This is a genomic window from Capnocytophaga haemolytica (assembly GCF_001553545.1).
GTDB lineage: Bacteria > Bacteroidota > Bacteroidia > Flavobacteriales > Flavobacteriaceae > Capnocytophaga > Capnocytophaga haemolytica.
Window position 1 is genome coordinate 1,122,559 of the sequence record NZ_CP014227.1, and the last position, 17,505, is coordinate 1,140,063.

16 protein-coding genes and 1 tRNA gene are annotated in these 17,505 nt (G+C 43.9%); 9 read left to right on the plus strand and 8 right to left on the minus strand.

Annotated elements, in window-relative coordinates; genetic code table 11:
- Nucleotides 1–341 precede the first annotated feature (341 nt).
- The 9 genes from hemH to AXF12_RS04940 all read left to right on the plus strand — a co-directional run bounded on the left by hemH (nt 342) and on the right by AXF12_RS04940 (nt 7,695).
- Nucleotides 342–1,370 (plus strand): ferrochelatase, encoded by a 1,029-nt coding sequence (hemH, locus tag AXF12_RS04900; RefSeq protein WP_066428837.1) that lies wholly within the window; start codon nt 342–344, stop codon nt 1,368–1,370.
- A gap of 4 nt (nt 1,371–1,374) precedes the next feature.
- On the plus strand, nt 1,375–1,917 hold the full coding sequence (locus AXF12_RS04905; protein WP_066428840.1) for a CopD family protein: 543 nt from the start codon (nt 1,375–1,377) through the stop codon (nt 1,915–1,917).
- Nucleotides 1,918–1,999: 82 nt separating this feature from the next.
- Nucleotides 2,000–2,073, plus strand: a tRNA-Met gene (locus tag AXF12_RS04910).
- A 106-nt stretch (nt 2,074–2,179) separates the two neighbouring features.
- The gene (locus AXF12_RS12260) at nt 2,180–2,320 is read left to right on the plus strand and encodes a hypothetical protein (RefSeq protein ID WP_159429709.1); all 141 of its coding nucleotides are present in this window, start codon (nt 2,180–2,182) and stop codon (nt 2,318–2,320) included.
- A gap of 108 nt (nt 2,321–2,428) precedes the next feature.
- A complete protein-coding gene (gene typA / locus AXF12_RS04920) occupies nt 2,429–4,228 on the plus strand; it encodes a translational GTPase TypA (RefSeq protein WP_066428845.1) in 1,800 nt (599 codons plus the stop codon).
- A gap of 88 nt (nt 4,229–4,316) precedes the next feature.
- Nucleotides 4,317–5,408 (plus strand): redox-regulated ATPase YchF, encoded by a 1,092-nt coding sequence (gene ychF / locus AXF12_RS04925; protein WP_066428847.1) that lies wholly within the window; start codon nt 4,317–4,319, stop codon nt 5,406–5,408.
- A gap of 349 nt (nt 5,409–5,757) precedes the next feature.
- Nucleotides 5,758–6,636, plus strand: a complete 879-nt coding sequence (locus AXF12_RS04930; RefSeq protein ID WP_066428849.1) for a cell division protein FtsX — start codon at nt 5,758–5,760, stop codon at nt 6,634–6,636.
- 10 nt (nt 6,637–6,646) lie between these two features.
- Nucleotides 6,647–6,892, plus strand: a complete 246-nt coding sequence (locus AXF12_RS04935) for a DUF3098 domain-containing protein (protein WP_066428851.1) — start codon at nt 6,647–6,649, stop codon at nt 6,890–6,892.
- Nucleotides 6,889–7,695: an undecaprenyl-diphosphate phosphatase gene (locus tag AXF12_RS04940; RefSeq protein ID WP_066428853.1), complete on the plus strand. Its 807-nt coding sequence runs from the start codon at nt 6,889–6,891 to the stop codon at nt 7,693–7,695. Before AXF12_RS04935 ends, AXF12_RS04940 begins: the two co-directional genes overlap by 4 nt.
- Nucleotides 7,696–7,778: 83 nt before the next feature.
- On the opposite strand, the gene AXF12_RS04945 is transcribed toward AXF12_RS04940, so the two are convergent.
- From AXF12_RS04945 to AXF12_RS04980, 8 genes are all read right to left on the minus strand, one after another.
- Nucleotides 7,779–8,534 carry a carboxypeptidase-like regulatory domain-containing protein gene (locus tag AXF12_RS04945; protein WP_066428855.1) on the minus strand — a complete coding sequence of 252 codons (756 nt, stop codon included), beginning with the start codon at nt 8,532–8,534 and terminating at the stop codon, nt 7,779–7,781.
- 82 nt (nt 8,535–8,616) lie between these two features.
- Nucleotides 8,617–9,909, minus strand: coding sequence for a phosphopyruvate hydratase (gene eno / locus AXF12_RS04950; RefSeq protein ID WP_066428860.1), 1,293 nt, complete (start codon nt 9,907–9,909; stop codon nt 8,617–8,619).
- Between the two features lie 83 nt (nt 9,910–9,992).
- The gene (locus tag AXF12_RS04955; RefSeq protein WP_066428861.1) at nt 9,993–10,463 is read right to left on the minus strand and encodes a DinB family protein; all 471 of its coding nucleotides are present in this window, start codon (nt 10,461–10,463) and stop codon (nt 9,993–9,995) included.
- Between the two features lie 2 nt (nt 10,464–10,465).
- On the minus strand, nt 10,466–11,569 hold the full coding sequence (carA, locus tag AXF12_RS04960) for a glutamine-hydrolyzing carbamoyl-phosphate synthase small subunit (protein ID WP_066428862.1): 1,104 nt from the start codon (nt 11,567–11,569) through the stop codon (nt 10,466–10,468).
- A gap of 279 nt (nt 11,570–11,848) precedes the next feature.
- Nucleotides 11,849–12,505 carry a toxin-antitoxin system YwqK family antitoxin gene (locus tag AXF12_RS04965; RefSeq protein WP_066428863.1) on the minus strand — a complete coding sequence of 219 codons (657 nt, stop codon included), beginning with the start codon at nt 12,503–12,505 and terminating at the stop codon, nt 11,849–11,851.
- 166 nt (nt 12,506–12,671) lie between these two features.
- Complete coding sequence (gene serC / locus AXF12_RS04970; RefSeq protein WP_066428868.1) at nt 12,672–13,733, minus strand: 3-phosphoserine/phosphohydroxythreonine transaminase; 1,062 nt, start codon at nt 13,731–13,733, stop codon at nt 12,672–12,674.
- Nucleotides 13,734–13,803: 70 nt separating this feature from the next.
- The gene (locus tag AXF12_RS04975) at nt 13,804–14,808 is read right to left on the minus strand and encodes an acyl-CoA reductase (protein ID WP_066428869.1); all 1,005 of its coding nucleotides are present in this window, start codon (nt 14,806–14,808) and stop codon (nt 13,804–13,806) included.
- Between the two features lie 104 nt (nt 14,809–14,912).
- Entirely contained in the window at nt 14,913–17,423 is a 2,511-nt protein-coding gene (locus tag AXF12_RS04980; protein ID WP_066431787.1) for a DUF5686 and carboxypeptidase-like regulatory domain-containing protein, read from the minus strand.
- Nucleotides 17,424–17,505: the final 82 nt, after the last annotated feature.

The window sequence follows — 17,505 nt, forward strand, 5'->3', positions numbered from 1 at the left end:
ATAGCGAGCCAAAGGTACGGACTTTTCCCAATATACACAAATTTTTTAACAGAAAAATGTTTTTAAATTAGGGTGAATTGATGTATAATATTGATTGCCAATACAATAAATTTTGAGCTTTTTTATGATTTTTTTAGGATTTAGTGTTAAGAGGTAGTGTGGCGTTGGAGCAGTTATATATATAAGGTGTGTGGGGGGTAGGGGGTGGGTTCGTTATCTATCCGTTGTGTATCCGTTTTTTCTATAGAGGGTGTTCTTTGATAGTAGTATTAATTTTTTTTATGGATTTGTAGGGTTACTTGCGAAAATTGTCGTATCTTTGCGAGCAATTATTTGAAGAAATGCCAAGGGGAGTATTACTTGTTAATTTAGGATCGCCTGATTCTGTGGAGATTAAAGACATAAAGCGCTATCTTGATGAGTTCTTGATGGACGAGCGGGTGATTGATTACCCGTATTGGCTGCGCTATCTGATTGTTCACGGGATTATATTGAGGGTGCGCCCTAAGCGTACTTCTGTGGCATATCAGAAGATATGGTGGGAGGAAGGTTCGCCACTTATTGTGATTACCAAGCGGTTAGTGGAGAAACTTTCCCAACGGGTGCAGACCCCCGTGGCGATGGCGATGCGCTATGGCAAGCCAAGTATAGCACAGGGGTTTGAGGAGCTTCGTGCGAAGGGGGTAACGGAGGTGCTGTTGGTGCCGCTTTATCCTCAGTATGCGATGGCTACTTCGCAAACGATTGAGGTGCTGGCGGAGTGTTTGGTAAGTACGAAGTTTAAGGAGATGACGCTCACAAAGTTCCCTGCGTTTTTTGGACGGGAGGAGTATATTGAGGCAGTGGCTGCAGTGGCTGCGCCTTACCTGAGGGAGGGGGCTTTTGATCATCTGTTGTTTTCGTATCACGGGCTGCCTGAGCGGCATTTACATAAGACGGTGGGTACTGCGGCGCATAAGCATATCACTGAAAATGAGCTTTGTTGTGATGCTTATTCTGAGGAGGGGGCATTGTGTTATCGCAGCCATTGTTTTGAGACGACACGCTTATTGGTAGAGCGTTTAGGTTTGAAGCAGGGGCAGTATTCACAAGCATTTCAGTCGCGTTTGGGGGCTGACAAGTGGTTGAAACCCTTTACTTCGGAGAGGGTGGAGGCTTTGGCAAAGCAAGGGGTGAAGCGTTTGGCAGTGATTACGCCTGCTTTTGTGGCAGATTGTGTAGAGACGTTGGAAGAGATTGAGATGGGCGAAGGGAAGGCGTTCTTGGCGCACGGGGGCGAGTCGTTTCAGATGATTCCGTGTTTGAACGACAGTGAGGCTTGGGTGCAGGCTTTGCAGAAGTGGGTTGAAGATTTTGAATCAATAGGATAGTGCTATGGAGGATTATTTGATAGCGAAGGCAATACATATCATCTTTGTGGTGAGTTATTTTGCAGGGATTTTTTATATGGTGCGGCTGTTTATCTACCATACTGAGGCACTGCAAGGTCAGGAGCCTGAACGCTCTATATTGCATAAGCAGTACTCGTTTATGGAGGAGCGTCTGTGGAATATCATCACGGTGCCAGCGTTGGTGATTATGTCTGTATCAGGGGTTTATCTGTTGTATGCTACTGATTGGGAGTATTTGTTGCAGGGATGGATGCATATTAAGTTGCTTTTTATTGTGTTGCTTTTTGGGTATCATTATTTTTGTTGGCGAGAGCTAAAGCGTTTGCAGTGCGGAGTTTGGCGGTTTACTTCTGTGCAATTGCGTATGCTGAATGAAGTGGCAACATTGATACTCTTTGTGGTGGTATTTGCCGTATTATTGAAGCAATTGTTTATCAAATACTGGTATTGGTCGTTGATTGCTTTTGTGGTGATGGGTGCACTCATTATGCTGACTGTCAAAGTGGTAAATAGGAGGAAGAAGTAAGGTGATTACTTTTTTTCTTAAAAAAGATGCTAAAAAGTTTGGTGTGAATTAAAAAAGTATTACTTTTGCACCCGAAAAATAGGGCGAGGTAGCTCAGGTGGTTAGAGCGTTGGATTCATAACCCAAAGGTCACGGGTTCAAATCCCGTCTTCGCTACAAATTTTAAAGAATTGAAAAAGAGCGATTTGTGAATACAAATCGCTCTTTTTTTATGAGAAAATTTACTGAGCTGGTTCGAAATGAATACAGAAATGAATACACTATGAAAAAAGCTAAGGATTATACGGAGCCTAAAGTTTATGATGCAGGAGGGGATCTCTCCAAGCGTTGGTATGTCTATTATTCTGTAAGAAACCCTGAGACAGACCGATTGGAACGGCAGCCTCCTTTGGGTTATGTATGATGAGATTGCATATTATTCTCCCTAACAAAAAAAATTATACATTGCTGATTATTCATTAAAAAGTTGTACTTTTGCGCCCTGAATTTATTTTAACAAGTAGAAAATTATATGACCGCTATTAAGAACATAGCTATTATTGCACACGTTGACCACGGCAAAACTACCCTCGTAGACAAGATTTTACATCACTGCGCGCTCTTCCGCGACAATCAGGAGACGGGCGAGCTGATACTCGATAACAACGACTTGGAACGCGAACGGGGGATTACTATCCTCTCCAAAAATGTGTCGGTGATGTACAAAGGCACCAAGATTAATATTATCGATACCCCAGGCCACGCCGACTTTGGGGGCGAGGTAGAGCGTGTGCTCAATATGGCAGATGGGGTGCTCCTCTTGGTAGATGCCTTTGAGGGACCGATGCCACAGACACGTTTTGTGCTGCAAAAGGCTATTGAGATGGGCTTAAAGCCGATAGTGGTTATCAATAAGGTAGATAAAGAGAATTGTACCCCCGATGAGGTGCACGAGGCAGTATTCGACTTGATGTTTGAGCTCGGTGCTGAGGAGTGGCAGCTCGATTTCCCAACGGTGTACGGATCAGCTAAGCAGAATTGGATGAGTGAGGATTGGCACAAGAAGACCGACAGCATTGAGCCACTGCTGGATATGGTGATCGAGCATATCCCATCGATGAAGGTAGAGGAGGGCACGACCCAGATGCTCATCACTTCGTTGGATTATTCGACTTTCACAGGGCGTATTGCTATTGGGCGTTTACACCGCGGGCAGCTCAAAGCGGGTATGCCGATTTCTTTGGTAAAAAGAGACGGCAGCATTGTTAAATCGCGTATAAAGGAATTGCACGTTTTTGATGGCTTGGGCAGGAAGAAAGTAGAGGAAGTGCAGCCTGGCGATATTTGTGCGATTGCGGGCTTAGAGGGCTTTGATATTGGCGATACGATTGCCGATGCTGAGGCTCCTGAGGCGTTGCCAACGATTGCTATCGATGAGCCAACGATGAGTATGCTCTTTACCATCAACGACTCGCCTTTCTTTGGCAAGGACGGGAAGTTTGTTACCTCACGCCACATTAAGGAGCGCTTGGAGCGCGAAACAGAGAAGAACTTGGCACTCAGAGTAGAGGCTACTGACTCGGCGGATAAGTTTATCGTCTACGGGCGTGGGGTGTTGCACCTCTCGGTTTTGATAGAGACAATGAGAAGAGAGGGCTATGAGCTGCAAATCGGTCAGCCCCAAGTAATTATAAAAGAGATAGACGGTAAGAAGTGTGAGCCTGTGGAGGAACTCACTATTGATTTGCCAGAAAATGTTAGCGGGCGTGCTGTGGATTTGGTAACCCTCCGCAAGGGCGAGATGCTGAGTATGGAGCCTAAGGGAGAGCGTATGATAATTAAGTTCCAGATACCTTCGCGCGGTATCATAGGCTTAAGAAATCAGCTGCTGACCGCTACGGCAGGGGAGGCGATTATCAACCATAGGTTTATTGAATATCAGCCTTATAAGGGAGAGATAGCAGGCAGGGTAAATGGTTCGCTCATTTCAATGGAGCAAGGCACGGCGATTCCGTATTCGCTTGATAAGTTGCAGGATAGAGGTAAGTTTTTCATCTTCCCAGGTGAGGAGATTTACACGGGTCAGGTGATCGGTGAGAACTCGCGCAGTGGGGATATTGTGGTGAATGTAACCAAGACCAAGAAGCTCACCAACGTACGTGCGGCGGGTTCGGACGACAAGGTAAAGCTCGCCCCACCGATTAAGTTCTCGTTGGAAGAAGCGTTGGAATACATACAGAAAGATGAGTATGTGGAGGTTACGCCTAAGACGATGCGCCTGAGGAAGATTTATTTAGATGAGAATGATAGAAAACGTATGGCGCGGGAGTAAAGGATAATATATAATTTATAATGGAGAGCAGTATGAATGATTAGAGTGCTAATCACTAATTGCTAACCACGAATCACTAAAAAAAAGAATGAAAGCAGGAATAGTAGGGCTTCCGAATGTAGGGAAGTCAACGTTGTTTAATTGTTTGTCGAACGCCAAGGCACAGAGTGCGAACTTTCCGTTTTGCACCATTGAGCCTAACTTGGGTGTGGTGAATGTCCCCGACCCGCGATTGCAGACTCTTGAGGGCTTGGTAAATCCTGAGCGTGTGATGCCCGCCACCGTGGAGATAGTTGATATTGCGGGCCTAGTGAAAGGAGCCAGCAAGGGTGAGGGTTTAGGCAATCAGTTTTTGGGGAATATACGCGAGTGCAATGCCATTATACACGTGCTTAGGTGTTTTGATAATGACAACATCGTGCACGTGGACGGCAGTGTCAATCCATTGCGCGATAAGGGTACCATAGATGTGGAGCTACAACTCAAGGACTTGGAGACGGTGGAGAAACGCTTGGAGAAAGTAACCCGCGCAGCAAAAGCAGGCGACAAGAAAGCAGCGGTGGAGATGAATTTGCTCAACCGCACACGCGAGACCTTGCTCGGAGGGAACTCTGCCCGTGCCGTGCAATGCAACGATGAGGAGCGCGAGCTTATGGAGAGTTTTCAGTTGCTTACCGCAAAGCCTATCCTCTATGTGTGCAATGTAGATGAGGGGTCGGCTGCTACTGGTAATGCTTACGTAGAGCAGGTGCGCGAGGCGGTGAAAGATGAGGATGCAGAGGTGATTGTGCTGGCAGTAGGTACAGAGGCAGACATTGCTGAGCTGGAAAGCTATGAGGAGCGGCAGCTCTTTTTAGAGGATTTAGGTTTAGAGGAGCCAGGGGCGTCTAAACTCATCCGTGCGGCGTATCACTTGTTGCGTTTGCAGACCTACTTTACGGCAGGAGTGAAAGAAGTGCGTGCCTGGACGATACACCAAGGCGATACTGCCCCACAAGCCGCAGGGGTAATCCACACCGATTTTGAGAAAGGTTTTATCCGTGCGGAGGTGATTGCCTATGAGGATTTTGTGCACTACGGCAGTGAGACCAAAGTAAAAGAGGCTGGCAAGATGCGCGTAGAGGGCAAGGAATACATCGTGAAAGATGGTGATATAATGCACTTTAGATTTAATGTATAAAAAATCGGTAAGCAATTCACATCGCTTACCGATAAAAAATAATTCTAAATTAAATAATCTTTATGGTTCAAATCTGATAAAGATAAATCCTTGTAAGAGAACTTACCTCTAATCACGAGGCAAAGGTATGACACGTAGCGTTTAGAAGCAATATAAATTAGCTCCTTTAAATAATATAAACTTAGATTACATTTTAATAGCACTATAAAATATTGATAGTTAGTTAAATGTGTAGATTAAAAAAAGCTGCTTTTTAAAGTGTTTTTAATTCTGAAAAAAATCTAATATAAAGTTATGGCTATTTCTGAAATAATGTTTACCTTTGCGTGTTCATTAAAACTAAACGATTGTGTCAAGATCAATAGAATCATTTAACAAACGGCGCTTGCGTAGCTCGTATTTCTCAGTAGTAGTGAGTATTAGCTTAGTACTTTTTCTTCTGGGATTTTTGGCTTTCTTAGTGCTAAGTGCTAAAAAGTTAGCTAATTATTTCAAGGAACAAGTGTCAGTAACTATCTTCATTAAAGATGATGCAAAGAAGGCAGATATTGAGCAATTGCAAAAAACACTACAAGTGGCAACCTATGTAAAATCATTGCGTTTTGTACCAAAAGAAGAAGCCGCTGAGAATTATAGCAAGGAAATAGGTGAGGATTTTGTAAGTTATATAGGCACAAACCCCCTTCAGAACAGTATTGACTTGAGTCTTAAGGCAGAGTACGCTGAACCTGAGAAGATGGCAGAAATCAAGCGGGAGTTAGAGCAGAACTCATTTGTATCTGAAGTAGATTATGACAAGTCGTTAGTTGCTTTGCTTCACGAGAATGTCAGTCGTATTGGCTGGGTTACTCTCATCATTAGTGGCTTATTTACCTTTGTGTCGGTGCTGCTTATCAATGCCTCTATACGCTTGTCAATTTATTCTAAGCGATTTATAATTAAGACAATGCAGCTTGTGGGTGCGACCCGTAGCTTTATACGTCGACCCTTTATTATCACCAATGTAAAGTTGGGTATCCTCAGTGCAGTGATTGCAGCTGTGCTATTCTATGTAGCACTGATTGCGATTGTGAATTCATATCCAGAGTTTGGAGTATTAATGGATTACACTACGCTGATTGTAGTGTTTATTGGTATTTTCGCAATAGGGATACTCATCAGTTGGCTGAGTACCTATTTTGCTACACAAAGATTCTTAAACCTAAATACGAACGATTTATATTACTAAAATATTTATTATGAAGAAACATCATTCGACACTTTTGTTTGAAAAGGAGAATTATATTGTGATGTGTATAGGTCTTGCAGTAATTGCCATAGGCTTTATTCTAATGAGTGGGGGAGGAAGTGATGACCCTAATATGTTTGATCCTTCAATATTTAATTTTAGGCGTATTCACTTAGCTCCAGCCATAGTATTATTAGGATTTGCTATTGAGGTTTATGCTATATTATTTCACTCTAAAAAGGTAGAAAAGGAATGAGTACATTACAAGCAATTATCATAGCTATTATTGAAGGATTAACGGAATATTTGCCAATCTCATCTACTGCTCATATGGGATTTGCAGCAAGTCTGATGGGTACAGAAGATCCTGAGTACTTGAAGATGTTTCAGGTATCAATACAATTTGGAGCAATCCTCTCAGTAGTAGTGCTTTACTGGCGAAAGTTTTTTGATTTCTCTAACTTTAATTTCTATATGAAGCTCGTTTGTGCCGTAATACCAGCTCTTATTTTAGGTAAACTCTTTGATGACAGGATTGAGGCTGTGCTCGGTAATCAAATAGCGATCTCAATAGTGCTGATTGTAGGGGGAATTGTATTGCTATTTATAGATAATTTCTTTAAGAATCAGCCGATTGATAATGAAAAGCAGATCAGTATTAAGAAGGCCGTAGTGATAGGTTTTTGGCAATGTTTAGCAATGATGCCAGGTACTTCACGCTCTGCTGCCTCTATCATTGGAGGTATGACACAGGGCTTAACACGTAAGGCAGCCGCTGAATTTTCTTTCTTCTTGGCAGTGCCTACAATGCTGGCAGTAACAGTTTATTCACTTTTTCTAAAGAAATGGGGTACTAGTGGCGTACAGCAATACGGTTATGAAATGATAATGTCAAGTAAAGAACACTTAACTATGTTTTTACTTGGCAATGTAATAGCCTTTGTTGTTGCAATGATTGCCGTGAAATTCTTTATCCATATTCTTACAAAGTTTGGTTTTAAGGTATGGGGTATATACCGAATTGTGATAGGTACAATATTGCTTATTTATTTTTGGTAAGTATAGACTTAACTAAAAAATAAAAGAACCGTTCATTTATTTTGAGCGGTTCTTTTATTTTATTAATAGTAGCCTTTTTAATCTTATTTCTTCTTATGTAATACTCGGTACTCTTCATAGCAATTGCTGATGGCTTCAAGCACCTGCAAGTCGTTGGCACTCATAATAAAGTCGTTAGAGTAATTACACGAACGGATGATATCCTCTAATTCTGCTCTACTTACCTGCAAGAGTTCCATTAGTGTCTCACGGTCGTAACGTCGTGAAAGGGCATCACTCAGTTTGTTATCTTCACGAATACTTCTCAACTTCTTTAGCTCCTTGCCTTTGGAGGTAAACGAGCGGTATAAGAGGTCGGCAGGGTTCATCACTGAACTCAGCACACGCCCTACAGCACTCGCACTTGCCTTGCTCTCATAGCCAATATCCAAGCCTGAGATACTATAGCGTTTCACATCGCTAATAGGGGCATTTTTAGCGTCTATATCTAAATAGCCTGTGAGTTTATAGGGGGTAATTACCACCTCCCCCAAGGTGTAAGCCGTTTCGGTCATACCAATCTTCAAGCCTTGAAACTTGATCATATCATTGGTAACCCGTATTTTAGTAGATTTATAGCCCAAATAAGAAATATACAGCGTATCATTCGCTGATACCCGTATCACAAAATCACCCTTTTCATTGGTGATAGCCCCCTTTACTTTGTTGAGGTTGAGAATATGTACATTTGGCATTGGCTTATTGGTGTGCACACTGTAAATATGCCCCTTGAGCTCAGCCTCCTGAGCCCACACCGATACGCTCATCATCAACACCAATAAACTGATTAGTTTCTTCATATAAATATTTAAATAATAGCTTTTAGGTGATAGCTTTTAGCCACTACCGCTAAAAGCTAACACCTAAAAGCTAGAAGCTAAACTAGTTCTTCACATTAAAAGCCTTTTCCTGTGGGAAATAAGCCGTAGTGCCCAATTGTTCCTCTATGCGGATCAATTGGTTGTATTTGGCCATACGGTCTGAACGTGAAGCCGAACCTGTCTTGATTTGTCCTGTATTGAGTGCTACAGCGAGGTCAGCAATAGTGTTGTCCTCAGTTTCACCTGAACGGTGCGACATAATAGAAGTGTAACCTGCACGGTGTGCCATTTCCACAGCTGCAATCGTTTCAGAAAGTGTACCGATTTGGTTTACTTTGATAAGGATTGCGTTGGCAATACCTGCCTCAATACCACGCTCTAAGATCGATACGTTAGTTACGAAGAGGTCATCACCCACAAGCTGCACGCGGTCGCCGATCTTATCGGTAAGCACCTTCCATCCGTCCCAGTCGTTCTGGTCCATACCATCTTCGATAGAGATGATTGGGTACTTGCTAACGAGCTCTGCCAAGTATTCAGCTTGTTCTTGTGAAGTGCGTACTTTACCCTTAGCACCTTCAAAGATAGTGTAATCGTACTTACCATCTTTGTAGAACTCAGAAGAAGCACAGTCAAGCGCAATCTTAATCTCTTCACCCCATTTGTAACCTGCTTTCTCTACCGCTTTCTTGATAGAATCCAACGCATCTTCAATGCCATCGAATGTAGGAGCAAAACCACCTTCATCGCCTACGGCAGTGCTAAGTCCGCGATCGTGAAGCACTTTCTTCAAGTTGTGGAATACCTCAGAACCCATTTGGATAGCCTGAGTAAAGCTCTTTGCTTTGATAGGCATAATCATAAACTCTTGGAATGCGATAGGGGCATCGGAGTGTGCACCACCGTTGATGATGTTCATCATAGGTACAGGAAGCGTGTGTGCATTCACACCGCCCACATAGCGATAGAGTGGCAAACCAAACTCAGCTGCTGCAGCCTGTGCTACCGCCAAGGATACCCCGAGGATAGCATTTGCACCCAATTTAGACTTGTTAGGTGTGCCATCTAAGCCGATCATCAATTGGTCGATAAGCAATTGCTCTGAAACTTCGATACCGATCACCTCAGGAGCGATAATGTCATTTACGTTAGCAACGGCTTTGGTTACGCCCTTGCCCATATAGTCCTTACCACCATCGCGGAGCTCAACCGCTTCGTATTCACCTGTTGAGGCACCTGATGGCACCGCTGCTCTACCAATGTAACCATTAGCAGTTTCTACATCTACTTCCACAGTGGGGTTCCCACGTGAATCCAAAATCTGGCGTGCGTGTACGCCTACAATAATACTCATATATTTTGTTATTTAATTATTTACTTTGTTTAGGGGTTAGGGATATCGGACTTATCTGAGTTTGTAATGCTAATTGTCAATTGTCAATTGTTAAAGCTTTCTCTTCCCCAAAAGTAAGGCGGTTCGATACCCAAAGCGCGGAGGTAAGTGTAACCTTGTCCGCGGTGGTGACTCTCGTTTTCAATGAAGTATAATATCCATTGGACAAAGCTAAAAGTCATTTGATAGATAGTAAGTGGTTGGGTATAATCACCTACTTTTTGCCATTCACGGTCAAGAATTTCAGTAGCTCTATCCCACAAAGCCAATACTTTTGCTTTGGTAGTAGGAAAGGCTCCTTCCAAGAAAAGCGTGTGTTGCTCCTGAAATCTTTCTTTAAAAAGATAGTCCATAACTCTCAAAAACTCTTCTACCATTCCTGAAAACGGACGCAAATTAGCAATACTGAACTCAAAGAGGTCTTTCTCGGGAAAAGTCTCAATCACTTTGCGAGTGAGGGCACGCACATCTTTTAGATTAGTGAGCAGTGCTTCGGGTGTAAGTAATTCTTTCATTATTATTTTTTAGTTATCATTTCTACAAATTGGTCGAACAAATAGGTAGCATCGTTGGGACCTGGAGCGGCTTCGGGGTGATACTGCACACTGAAACATTTCTTGCCTTTCACTCGTAAACCCATCACAGTATTGTCGTTTAGGTGAATATGCGTGATTTCCACATTAGGGTTAGCTTCTGCCTCTGCTCTATTCACAGCAAAACCGTGATTTTGTGAGGTAATTTCATCTTTACCTGTAAGCAAATTCTTCACAGGGTGATTAATACCACGGTGACCGTTGTGCATTTTGTAAGTGCTAATCCCGTTTGCCAGTGCAATAATCTGATGTCCTAAGCAAATACCGAAGATAGGCAAATCTTCTGCTATCATCTGCTTTACTTGGGCAATCACCTCGGTGAGCGGTTCGGGGTCGCCAGGCCCATTAGACAAGAAATAGCCATTGGGGTTCCACGCTTTAAGCTCAGCCAAAGGCGTGTTGTACGGAAATACTTTGATGTACATATCACGGGCTACCAAGTTGCGCAAGATATTTTTCTTGATGCCGAAATCCAACGCAGCGACCTTGTACTTAGCCTCAGGATTACCCACAAAATAAGGCTCTTTGGTCGATACCCTCGAAGCTAACTCCAAGCCCTTCATCTCAGGTACTTCTCGCAGCCTCTCCTTCAAAGCCTCAAGATCATCCGTCTCCGTAGAGATTACCGCATTCATCGTACCGTGATCGCGAATGTATGCCACTAATGCCCGTGTATCTACCTCACAAATAGCCACTAAGCCATTCTTTGCAAAGTACTCCTTCAGCCCCTCCTCCGCCAGCGGACGCGAATAGTGCTCACTAAAATTCCTACATACCAAGCCTGCAATTTTCAGCCCATCCGACTCCCGATCGCTGCTATAAACGCCGTAATTGCCCACGTGAGCGTTGGCAGTTACCATTATCTGACCGAAATACGAAGGGTCGGTAAAGATCTCCTCATAGCCCGTCATCCCTGTGTTGAAGCACACCTCACCAAAGGCAGTACCCTCATAACCAACACTCTTCCCGTAGAAGGCAGTGCCGTCCGCGAGCAACAATACCGCTTTTTTCTTTGCTTGAAACCTCATCGCTTAGCCGTTAAATTCGCGGCAAAGGTACGAAGTTTTTTTTAAATAACATATATAATAAACACTAAATTTTCAGTTTTGCGATTGTGAAAAAAGCCCGTCATTTTACAGTTACTAAAATTGCTGTATTGTATAGTTTATTTTTCTAATTGTACGGCGTGATTTAGATGGTGAAAAAATCGTCTTTTATCTCTCATCCTTCGGTCGTGGTTCGTATATCCTTCGAAGGTGCTTCGGGTATCCTCTGTATGGGATATTTTTCTATTCGAGACTTAGAGTTTATTTTTGGTATTCTGTTTTGATACGCTTGCCAGCTTTGTAGATTTCAGTTTTGATGAGCTTACCACTGTCGTCATACACTTTTTGTTCACCGTCTTTTTTGCCATCTTTGTAGAGGTAGAGGGCGATGACAGTTCCTTCGGTGTTGTACACCTTGCACTTACCGTTGATTTTACCGTCCTTCAGGGCAACTATTTTCTTTATTTTGCCATTTTCATAGAAGGCTTCAGCTTTTTGTACGACCCCCTTCTTGTATTGCTGGCGTGTATATACCTGTCCGTTAGGGTAATACTCTTCATAAACTCCATTGAGTTGTCCATTTTTGTAGAAAGCGCGCTTGATGAGCGAGCCATCTTTGCGGTATTTCTCAAACTTACCGTCTTCAACATCGTTCTTGTAGAAACCGAGGTAGCGCAATTGCCCTGTTCTGTAATAGCCTTTGCATTCGCCATCTTTTTTGTTATTCTTGTAGTTTACGAGGGTTTTAACGGTTTTGTTATCAGGAAAATAGCGTGTGTAAAGCCCATTTGCAGGATGCAGTGTGTCGCTGGCTGCTTCAGGGATAATCGCCTCCTGTGATTGAGCCGTAAAAGTGATGATTAGTAATAAAATAAGTGTAGATAAAGCATTGCTTGGTGTGTAGTTTGTTCTTTTCATTATTTTATGTTTTTAATGCTACCGCCATAGCGATGTTTTTTATTCAGGGGGCAAAGATAGTGTTTTTGTGATAAATAACAAGTTTCGTCATTCTTTTTGTGCAAGAAACAAGAAAGGGACTACTCATTTTTCTGAATAGTCCCTATTTTATCTGTGATCGTGTAAGCTATGCTCTTCGTTCAAACTCTTTGAGCACTTCCACCAATAGTTGTACACTCTCAATTGGCATAGCGTTGTAGATGGAAGCGCGGTAGCCACCCACACTGCGGTGTCCTTTGATGCCGCTGATGCCTGCTTCTTTCCATAGGCTGTCGAACAAGTCCTTGGTGTGCTCATCGGTGAGGTTGAAGGTTACGTTCATCAGCGAGCGATCGGCTCTGTCAGCATAGCCTACGGTGAGTGGATTGCGGTCGATTTCGCTGTAGAGTAGTGCCGCTTTCTTGGCATTGCGCTTGCCTATCGCCTCTAATCCGCCTTGCGCTTTGAGCCATTCGAGCACTAAGTAGTTTACATACACCGCAAAGGTCGAGGGCGTGTTGTACATACTGTCACTTTTGATGTGCAATTGGTAGTCCATCATCGAAGGCAACTTGCGACTCACCTTGCCTAAAATATCTTTCTTCACAATCACTAACGTAGAGCCCGAGGCACCTAAGTTTTTCTGTGAGCCTGCATAAATGAGGCTGAACTGAGTGTAGTCCAAAGGTCGCGAAAAGATGTCGGAGCTCATATCCGCCACTAAGGGCACTTTGCACTCAGGCAATGCGTGATACTCCGTACCGTAGATGGTGTTGTTGGTGGTGATATGGAGGTAATCCACATCAGTAGGAACATTTACGTTCTTAGGGATATGCTTGTAGCCTTCTGCCTTTGTGCTGGCGATGACCTCAGCCTCTCCAAAAAGGGCAGCCTCTTTCTGCGCCTTATTTGCCCAGGTGCCTGTGTCGATATAAGCTGCCTTGCGTTCCAAGAGGTTATAAGGCACCATCAAAAACTGCATACTTGCCCCCCCTTGCAGATAGAGTGCCGTATAGCTATCGTCCAAGCCTGCTATCTCTAAGGCAAGAGCACGCGCACGCTCTATGATGTTCACAAACTCGGGGCTGCGGTGTGATATTTCCACCACTGAAAGCCCTGTACCTTCGAAGTCCAAAAGGGCTGCGGAGGCTTTCTCAAATACTTCAGGAGCCAATATAGAGGGTCCTGCACTAAAATTATGTTTTTTCATTGGTTTATCTGCTTTGGCTTTTAGCTCTTAGCTTTTAGCTTTTAGACAATGATTTATCAAGTTCTAAAAGCTAAAAGCTCGAGGCTGAAAGCTCGATTAAAAATTCTATTGTATCAACCCCGTCGGCATAGTCCCACAGGGCGGGTTGTTGGGTGGTGCCAAAGGGCACTTCGCTATTGCTAAATCCGCTACTTACTACACACTGCAATTGCTCAGCATCGGCAGCTAAGCGCGCTTTGAGTTGGTTAATATCGGTGTAGTACTCATAAAAAAGCGTTGCTATGGGCGAACCATAGTGTGTGTCCTCTTTCAGTATCAAAAATCCATTTTCTAAGAGCTTAAAGAGGCTCATAAGATACACTGCTTTGTTATAGTCGTAATTATTGGCATACTTCTGTTCCTCAATCAAATCCTTATAAGGGTAAATTGCCTTAAAGAACAAATCGAAGTTGTAATCCTCGGGTACAAACAGTTTAGAGACACTACGGCAGCCCAAGCCGTAGTACTGAAAGATATCCCTACCCAAGGCAAAGAGCTGCTGCTGAGTTTCCTCACCAGTGAGCACCGCTACCGAATGGCGGTTCTTGCGGATGATATGTGGCTTATTGCCAAAGTAGTACTCAAAGTAGCGTGCCGTATTGTTGCTGCCTGTGGCAATCACCGCATCGAAGTTGGCTGTGCGCTCTTCGGTAAACTCAATTCGCGCTCCTATCTTAGGAGCTATCTCCTTGAGGTAATCGGCAAAGTGTGGCAGCAGCACCTTGTCATCACTTGATAGTTTTACTACTGCTTGGTGCCCTGAGGCGAGCACACACAGCAGGTCGTGAAAGCCCACTAAGGGCACATTGCCTGCCATCACAATCAGCACTCGCTTGGGTTTTATTGCTCGCAAATCATATGCCGAGAGCCACTGGCTGATGTTCTCCTCAGTAAGCGTCTTAGCCCACGTTTGGCAAGCGTACGTAAGGTTAGCGGGTGTAAACCAGCTGTTCTGCTCGTACGCCCGTGCAAATAGGTTTTCAAAAGCCGCTGTATTGCCTATATATTGTCCTAACTGTGTAAATATCTCTTTCATAATGAGTAATGAGCAATGAGTAGTGAGCAATGAGTAGTGAGCAATGAGTAGTGAGCAATGAGTAGTGAGCATTTTATTACTCTTTACTCTCTGCCCTTTACTCATTAGAATGTCGGTTGTATGCCAAACCGCACACCGAACTGTGGGTTGCGTACGCCATTGACATCATTGAAGTCGCTACGCCATACGAAGTCCACGCGTATAAAGCGGAAGTTGCCCAGCCCGATGTTCTCAATGCCAAAACCGTACTCCCAATAGAGTTTTTCGGGGGCGTTCCACACGATGTTGGTGATATTGGCAGCGCGGTTTTTCTCCGAGAGCGTTCCGTAGGCAAAGCGAGCAAAGAGCAAGCTCTTCAAGCGCAGTTTGTTTATCCACGGGATACGATTAAAAATAAAACCATCAAAATGATGTTCAAAATAGCCATTGACATAAGTGTCGGTAACAAAATCATAGTAATCCAATAGCACAAAGGTGTTAGGAGCCGTAGAATACGATTGATTGGCAGGCGTTGGTGAAAGTGCGATCAGTGGCGCAGTGCCAAAGGTTTTCCCAGCCTCGACCGTAGCTTTGAAAATACCAATACCAAAAAGTGGTATGGGCTTGCTGGCACACAGTTGCAACTTATCATAATCAAAGTTGCTGCCCAACACGCCATCTACCCCTTTGGAGTATTTCAATATGTAGGTAGAGTAGAGTTTCTGTCCGTAGCGTTGTTCTACGCCATAACCGAATATCTTACGCCCAGGGGTAAAGGTCAGTGAGGTGCCCGTATAGAAATTGTGATAATGATCGATCACCTCACTTGTCTTAGGGTTGCGATAGGCAATGAGGAAGTGATCCGTATCGGCTGATTCAAGCCTCTGATAGGTGCCAAAGACCGAGAGGCGTAGGTTGGGCAACATATCGTAATTGATCACCGCCTGTGTTTTGTGGTTGCGTGTGAGGTAGTAATTCTCACCACGAGCGATGATGAAATTAGTTGTTTTGTTAAAGTCCAGATCCGTATCGTCGTGCATTACGAAGGTACCGAGCTGGAGGTTATCGCTTTGGTAACCTGCACCGATGGTAATACGTGGTGCGTGTGAGATGAGGTATTTGCCACTGATGCCGTATTTAGACTTGTGATCGTCAGCTCCATAAGCCCAGTAGAGATACACACGGAAGCGGTCGTCAGTAGAGAAGAACGATCGGAAACCTGCTCGCACGCGATAGCCTTCCACGTTATTGTGTGAGAAAGTCTGCCAGAAACTGCCGTATTGCAAGTATTTACCAATGGGGATATAGCCTGAGGTGAGCACATCGGTGATGTCGCCAATGGACTTGATACGGTGGTTGCTACCTACCTCCTGTATCAAGCGTTTTGTTTTGGTGAGGTCTACTCCGTCGGGGGTATTGTCGTTCCAATACTGATCGCCGCGCTCAAATTGGTGTTTGCTTGTTTGCACCACTTGCTCGTCATAGAAGGCATCAGGACGTGGCTTGCCCAATAGCACATCGCTGTAAGTGATGTAGTTCTTCACGTAAAGTCCCTTCTCGCTGTCTTTCTTTGTCAGCAGTGTAAAATCGCCCTCTTGCTCCTCGTGTTCGGGTAGGTAGATGCTGTCGTTCACAATGGTAAAATACTTCTCAAAGGAGAGTCCGCGCACGAGGTTGATGTTCGTTTTGTCGGTAGTACGCATCTGTATATCCTTTACCATAAAGGTTTTGGCGTCTACTAAGAACTTTCCTTCTAAGGCGAGGTCTTGGTCCTCACGAGGGAAAAAGTTAATGCGGTAGAAATTGCGATTGCCCTCGCTGATGGTATCGCTCAGCACGTAGAGGTAGACGCCGTAGCCGAACTCAGAGAGCGGACTGGTAAAGGGCTTGTTGAGAATCATATACGTGTTCTCATAGATGTCGAAATCGTCGAAGGAGCGACTGATGCGTTCCAGTCCAAAGCCTTGTTGCACAATACCTTGGCTGCGTTCTGCCTCAATGTCCACGCGTTTCTTACCCAAAGTGTTATTGCCATAGACTCGCTCGACCTTTTCGGTGAGGTACATCGGCAATGAGAAGGTTTCCTTATACTTCTTTTCTGAGAGAATACGGCGGATGGTGTCGTAATCCTTACGCAATACCCGTTGTAGGAAGAGTGTATCGAGGTTATTGACACCCAACTCTGTTGAAGTCTGTTTTTTATACTGATAGGCAGTTGCATTTTGCAGACCGCGTTTTTTCTTGTTTTTCCATATCCCTTGTAGGACGGTGTAAGCGGGGTTTTCTTTCTTAGCAATGGCTTTTTTAGGCTTAGCAACCACTGTTACAGCCTCGAGCACTTCACCGGCGAGCACTATGGTGAGCCCCGTGGTGTTGTCCTTATCCAAGTGTACGTGCTTCGTATTATAGCCCATCATCGATACTTCAAGGTCGCGTTGGCGTTTATCGCTGTAGAGTGAAAACTTGCCATTCTCGTCGGTATAAGCCCCGATAGTAGTTTTTGAAAAGAGCACATTGGCGTAAGGTACGGGGTTGCCGTCCTCGTCAATCACACACCCAGAGACGTGTGTTTGTGCTGCACCTACAAGGGGTAAAGTGCAGAGTATAAGTAATATAATGCTTTTTAGATGCTTCATAATAGCCATTTAGCTTTCAACATAGAACCATTAGAAGTTGCAAAGGTAAATATTTTTTGGAAATGATAGTGAAGAAAAGGGA

What these genes read in the sequence shown, in the direction of transcription:
- hemH (WP_066428837.1), top strand. Translation starts at nt 342, where the DNA reads ATGCCAAGGGGAGTATTACTTGTTAATTTAGGATCGCCTGATTCTGTG.
- AXF12_RS04905 (WP_066428840.1), top strand. Translation starts at nt 1,375, where the DNA reads ATGGAGGATTATTTGATAGCGAAGGCAATACATATCATCTTTGTGGTG.
- AXF12_RS12260 (WP_159429709.1), top strand. Translation starts at nt 2,180, where the DNA reads ATGAAAAAAGCTAAGGATTATACGGAGCCTAAAGTTTATGATGCAGGA.
- typA (WP_066428845.1), top strand. Translation starts at nt 2,429, where the DNA reads ATGACCGCTATTAAGAACATAGCTATTATTGCACACGTTGACCACGGC.
- ychF (WP_066428847.1), top strand. Translation starts at nt 4,317, where the DNA reads ATGAAAGCAGGAATAGTAGGGCTTCCGAATGTAGGGAAGTCAACGTTG.
- AXF12_RS04935 (WP_066428851.1), top strand. Translation starts at nt 6,647, where the DNA reads ATGAAGAAACATCATTCGACACTTTTGTTTGAAAAGGAGAATTATATT.
- AXF12_RS04940 (WP_066428853.1), top strand. Translation starts at nt 6,889, where the DNA reads ATGAGTACATTACAAGCAATTATCATAGCTATTATTGAAGGATTAACG.
- AXF12_RS04945 (WP_066428855.1), bottom strand. Translation starts at nt 8,534, where the DNA reads ATGAAGAAACTAATCAGTTTATTGGTGTTGATGATGAGCGTATCGGTG.
- eno (WP_066428860.1), bottom strand. Translation starts at nt 9,909, where the DNA reads ATGAGTATTATTGTAGGCGTACACGCACGCCAGATTTTGGATTCACGT.
- AXF12_RS04955 (WP_066428861.1), bottom strand. Translation starts at nt 10,463, where the DNA reads ATGAAAGAATTACTTACACCCGAAGCACTGCTCACTAATCTAAAAGAT.
- carA (WP_066428862.1), bottom strand. Translation starts at nt 11,569, where the DNA reads ATGAGGTTTCAAGCAAAGAAAAAAGCGGTATTGTTGCTCGCGGACGGC.
- AXF12_RS04965 (WP_066428863.1), bottom strand. Translation starts at nt 12,505, where the DNA reads ATGAAAAGAACAAACTACACACCAAGCAATGCTTTATCTACACTTATT.
- serC (WP_066428868.1), bottom strand. Translation starts at nt 13,733, where the DNA reads ATGAAAAAACATAATTTTAGTGCAGGACCCTCTATATTGGCTCCTGAA.
- AXF12_RS04975 (WP_066428869.1), bottom strand. Translation starts at nt 14,808, where the DNA reads ATGAAAGAGATATTTACACAGTTAGGACAATATATAGGCAATACAGCG.
- AXF12_RS04980 (WP_066431787.1), bottom strand. Translation starts at nt 17,423, where the DNA reads ATGAAGCATCTAAAAAGCATTATATTACTTATACTCTGCACTTTACCC.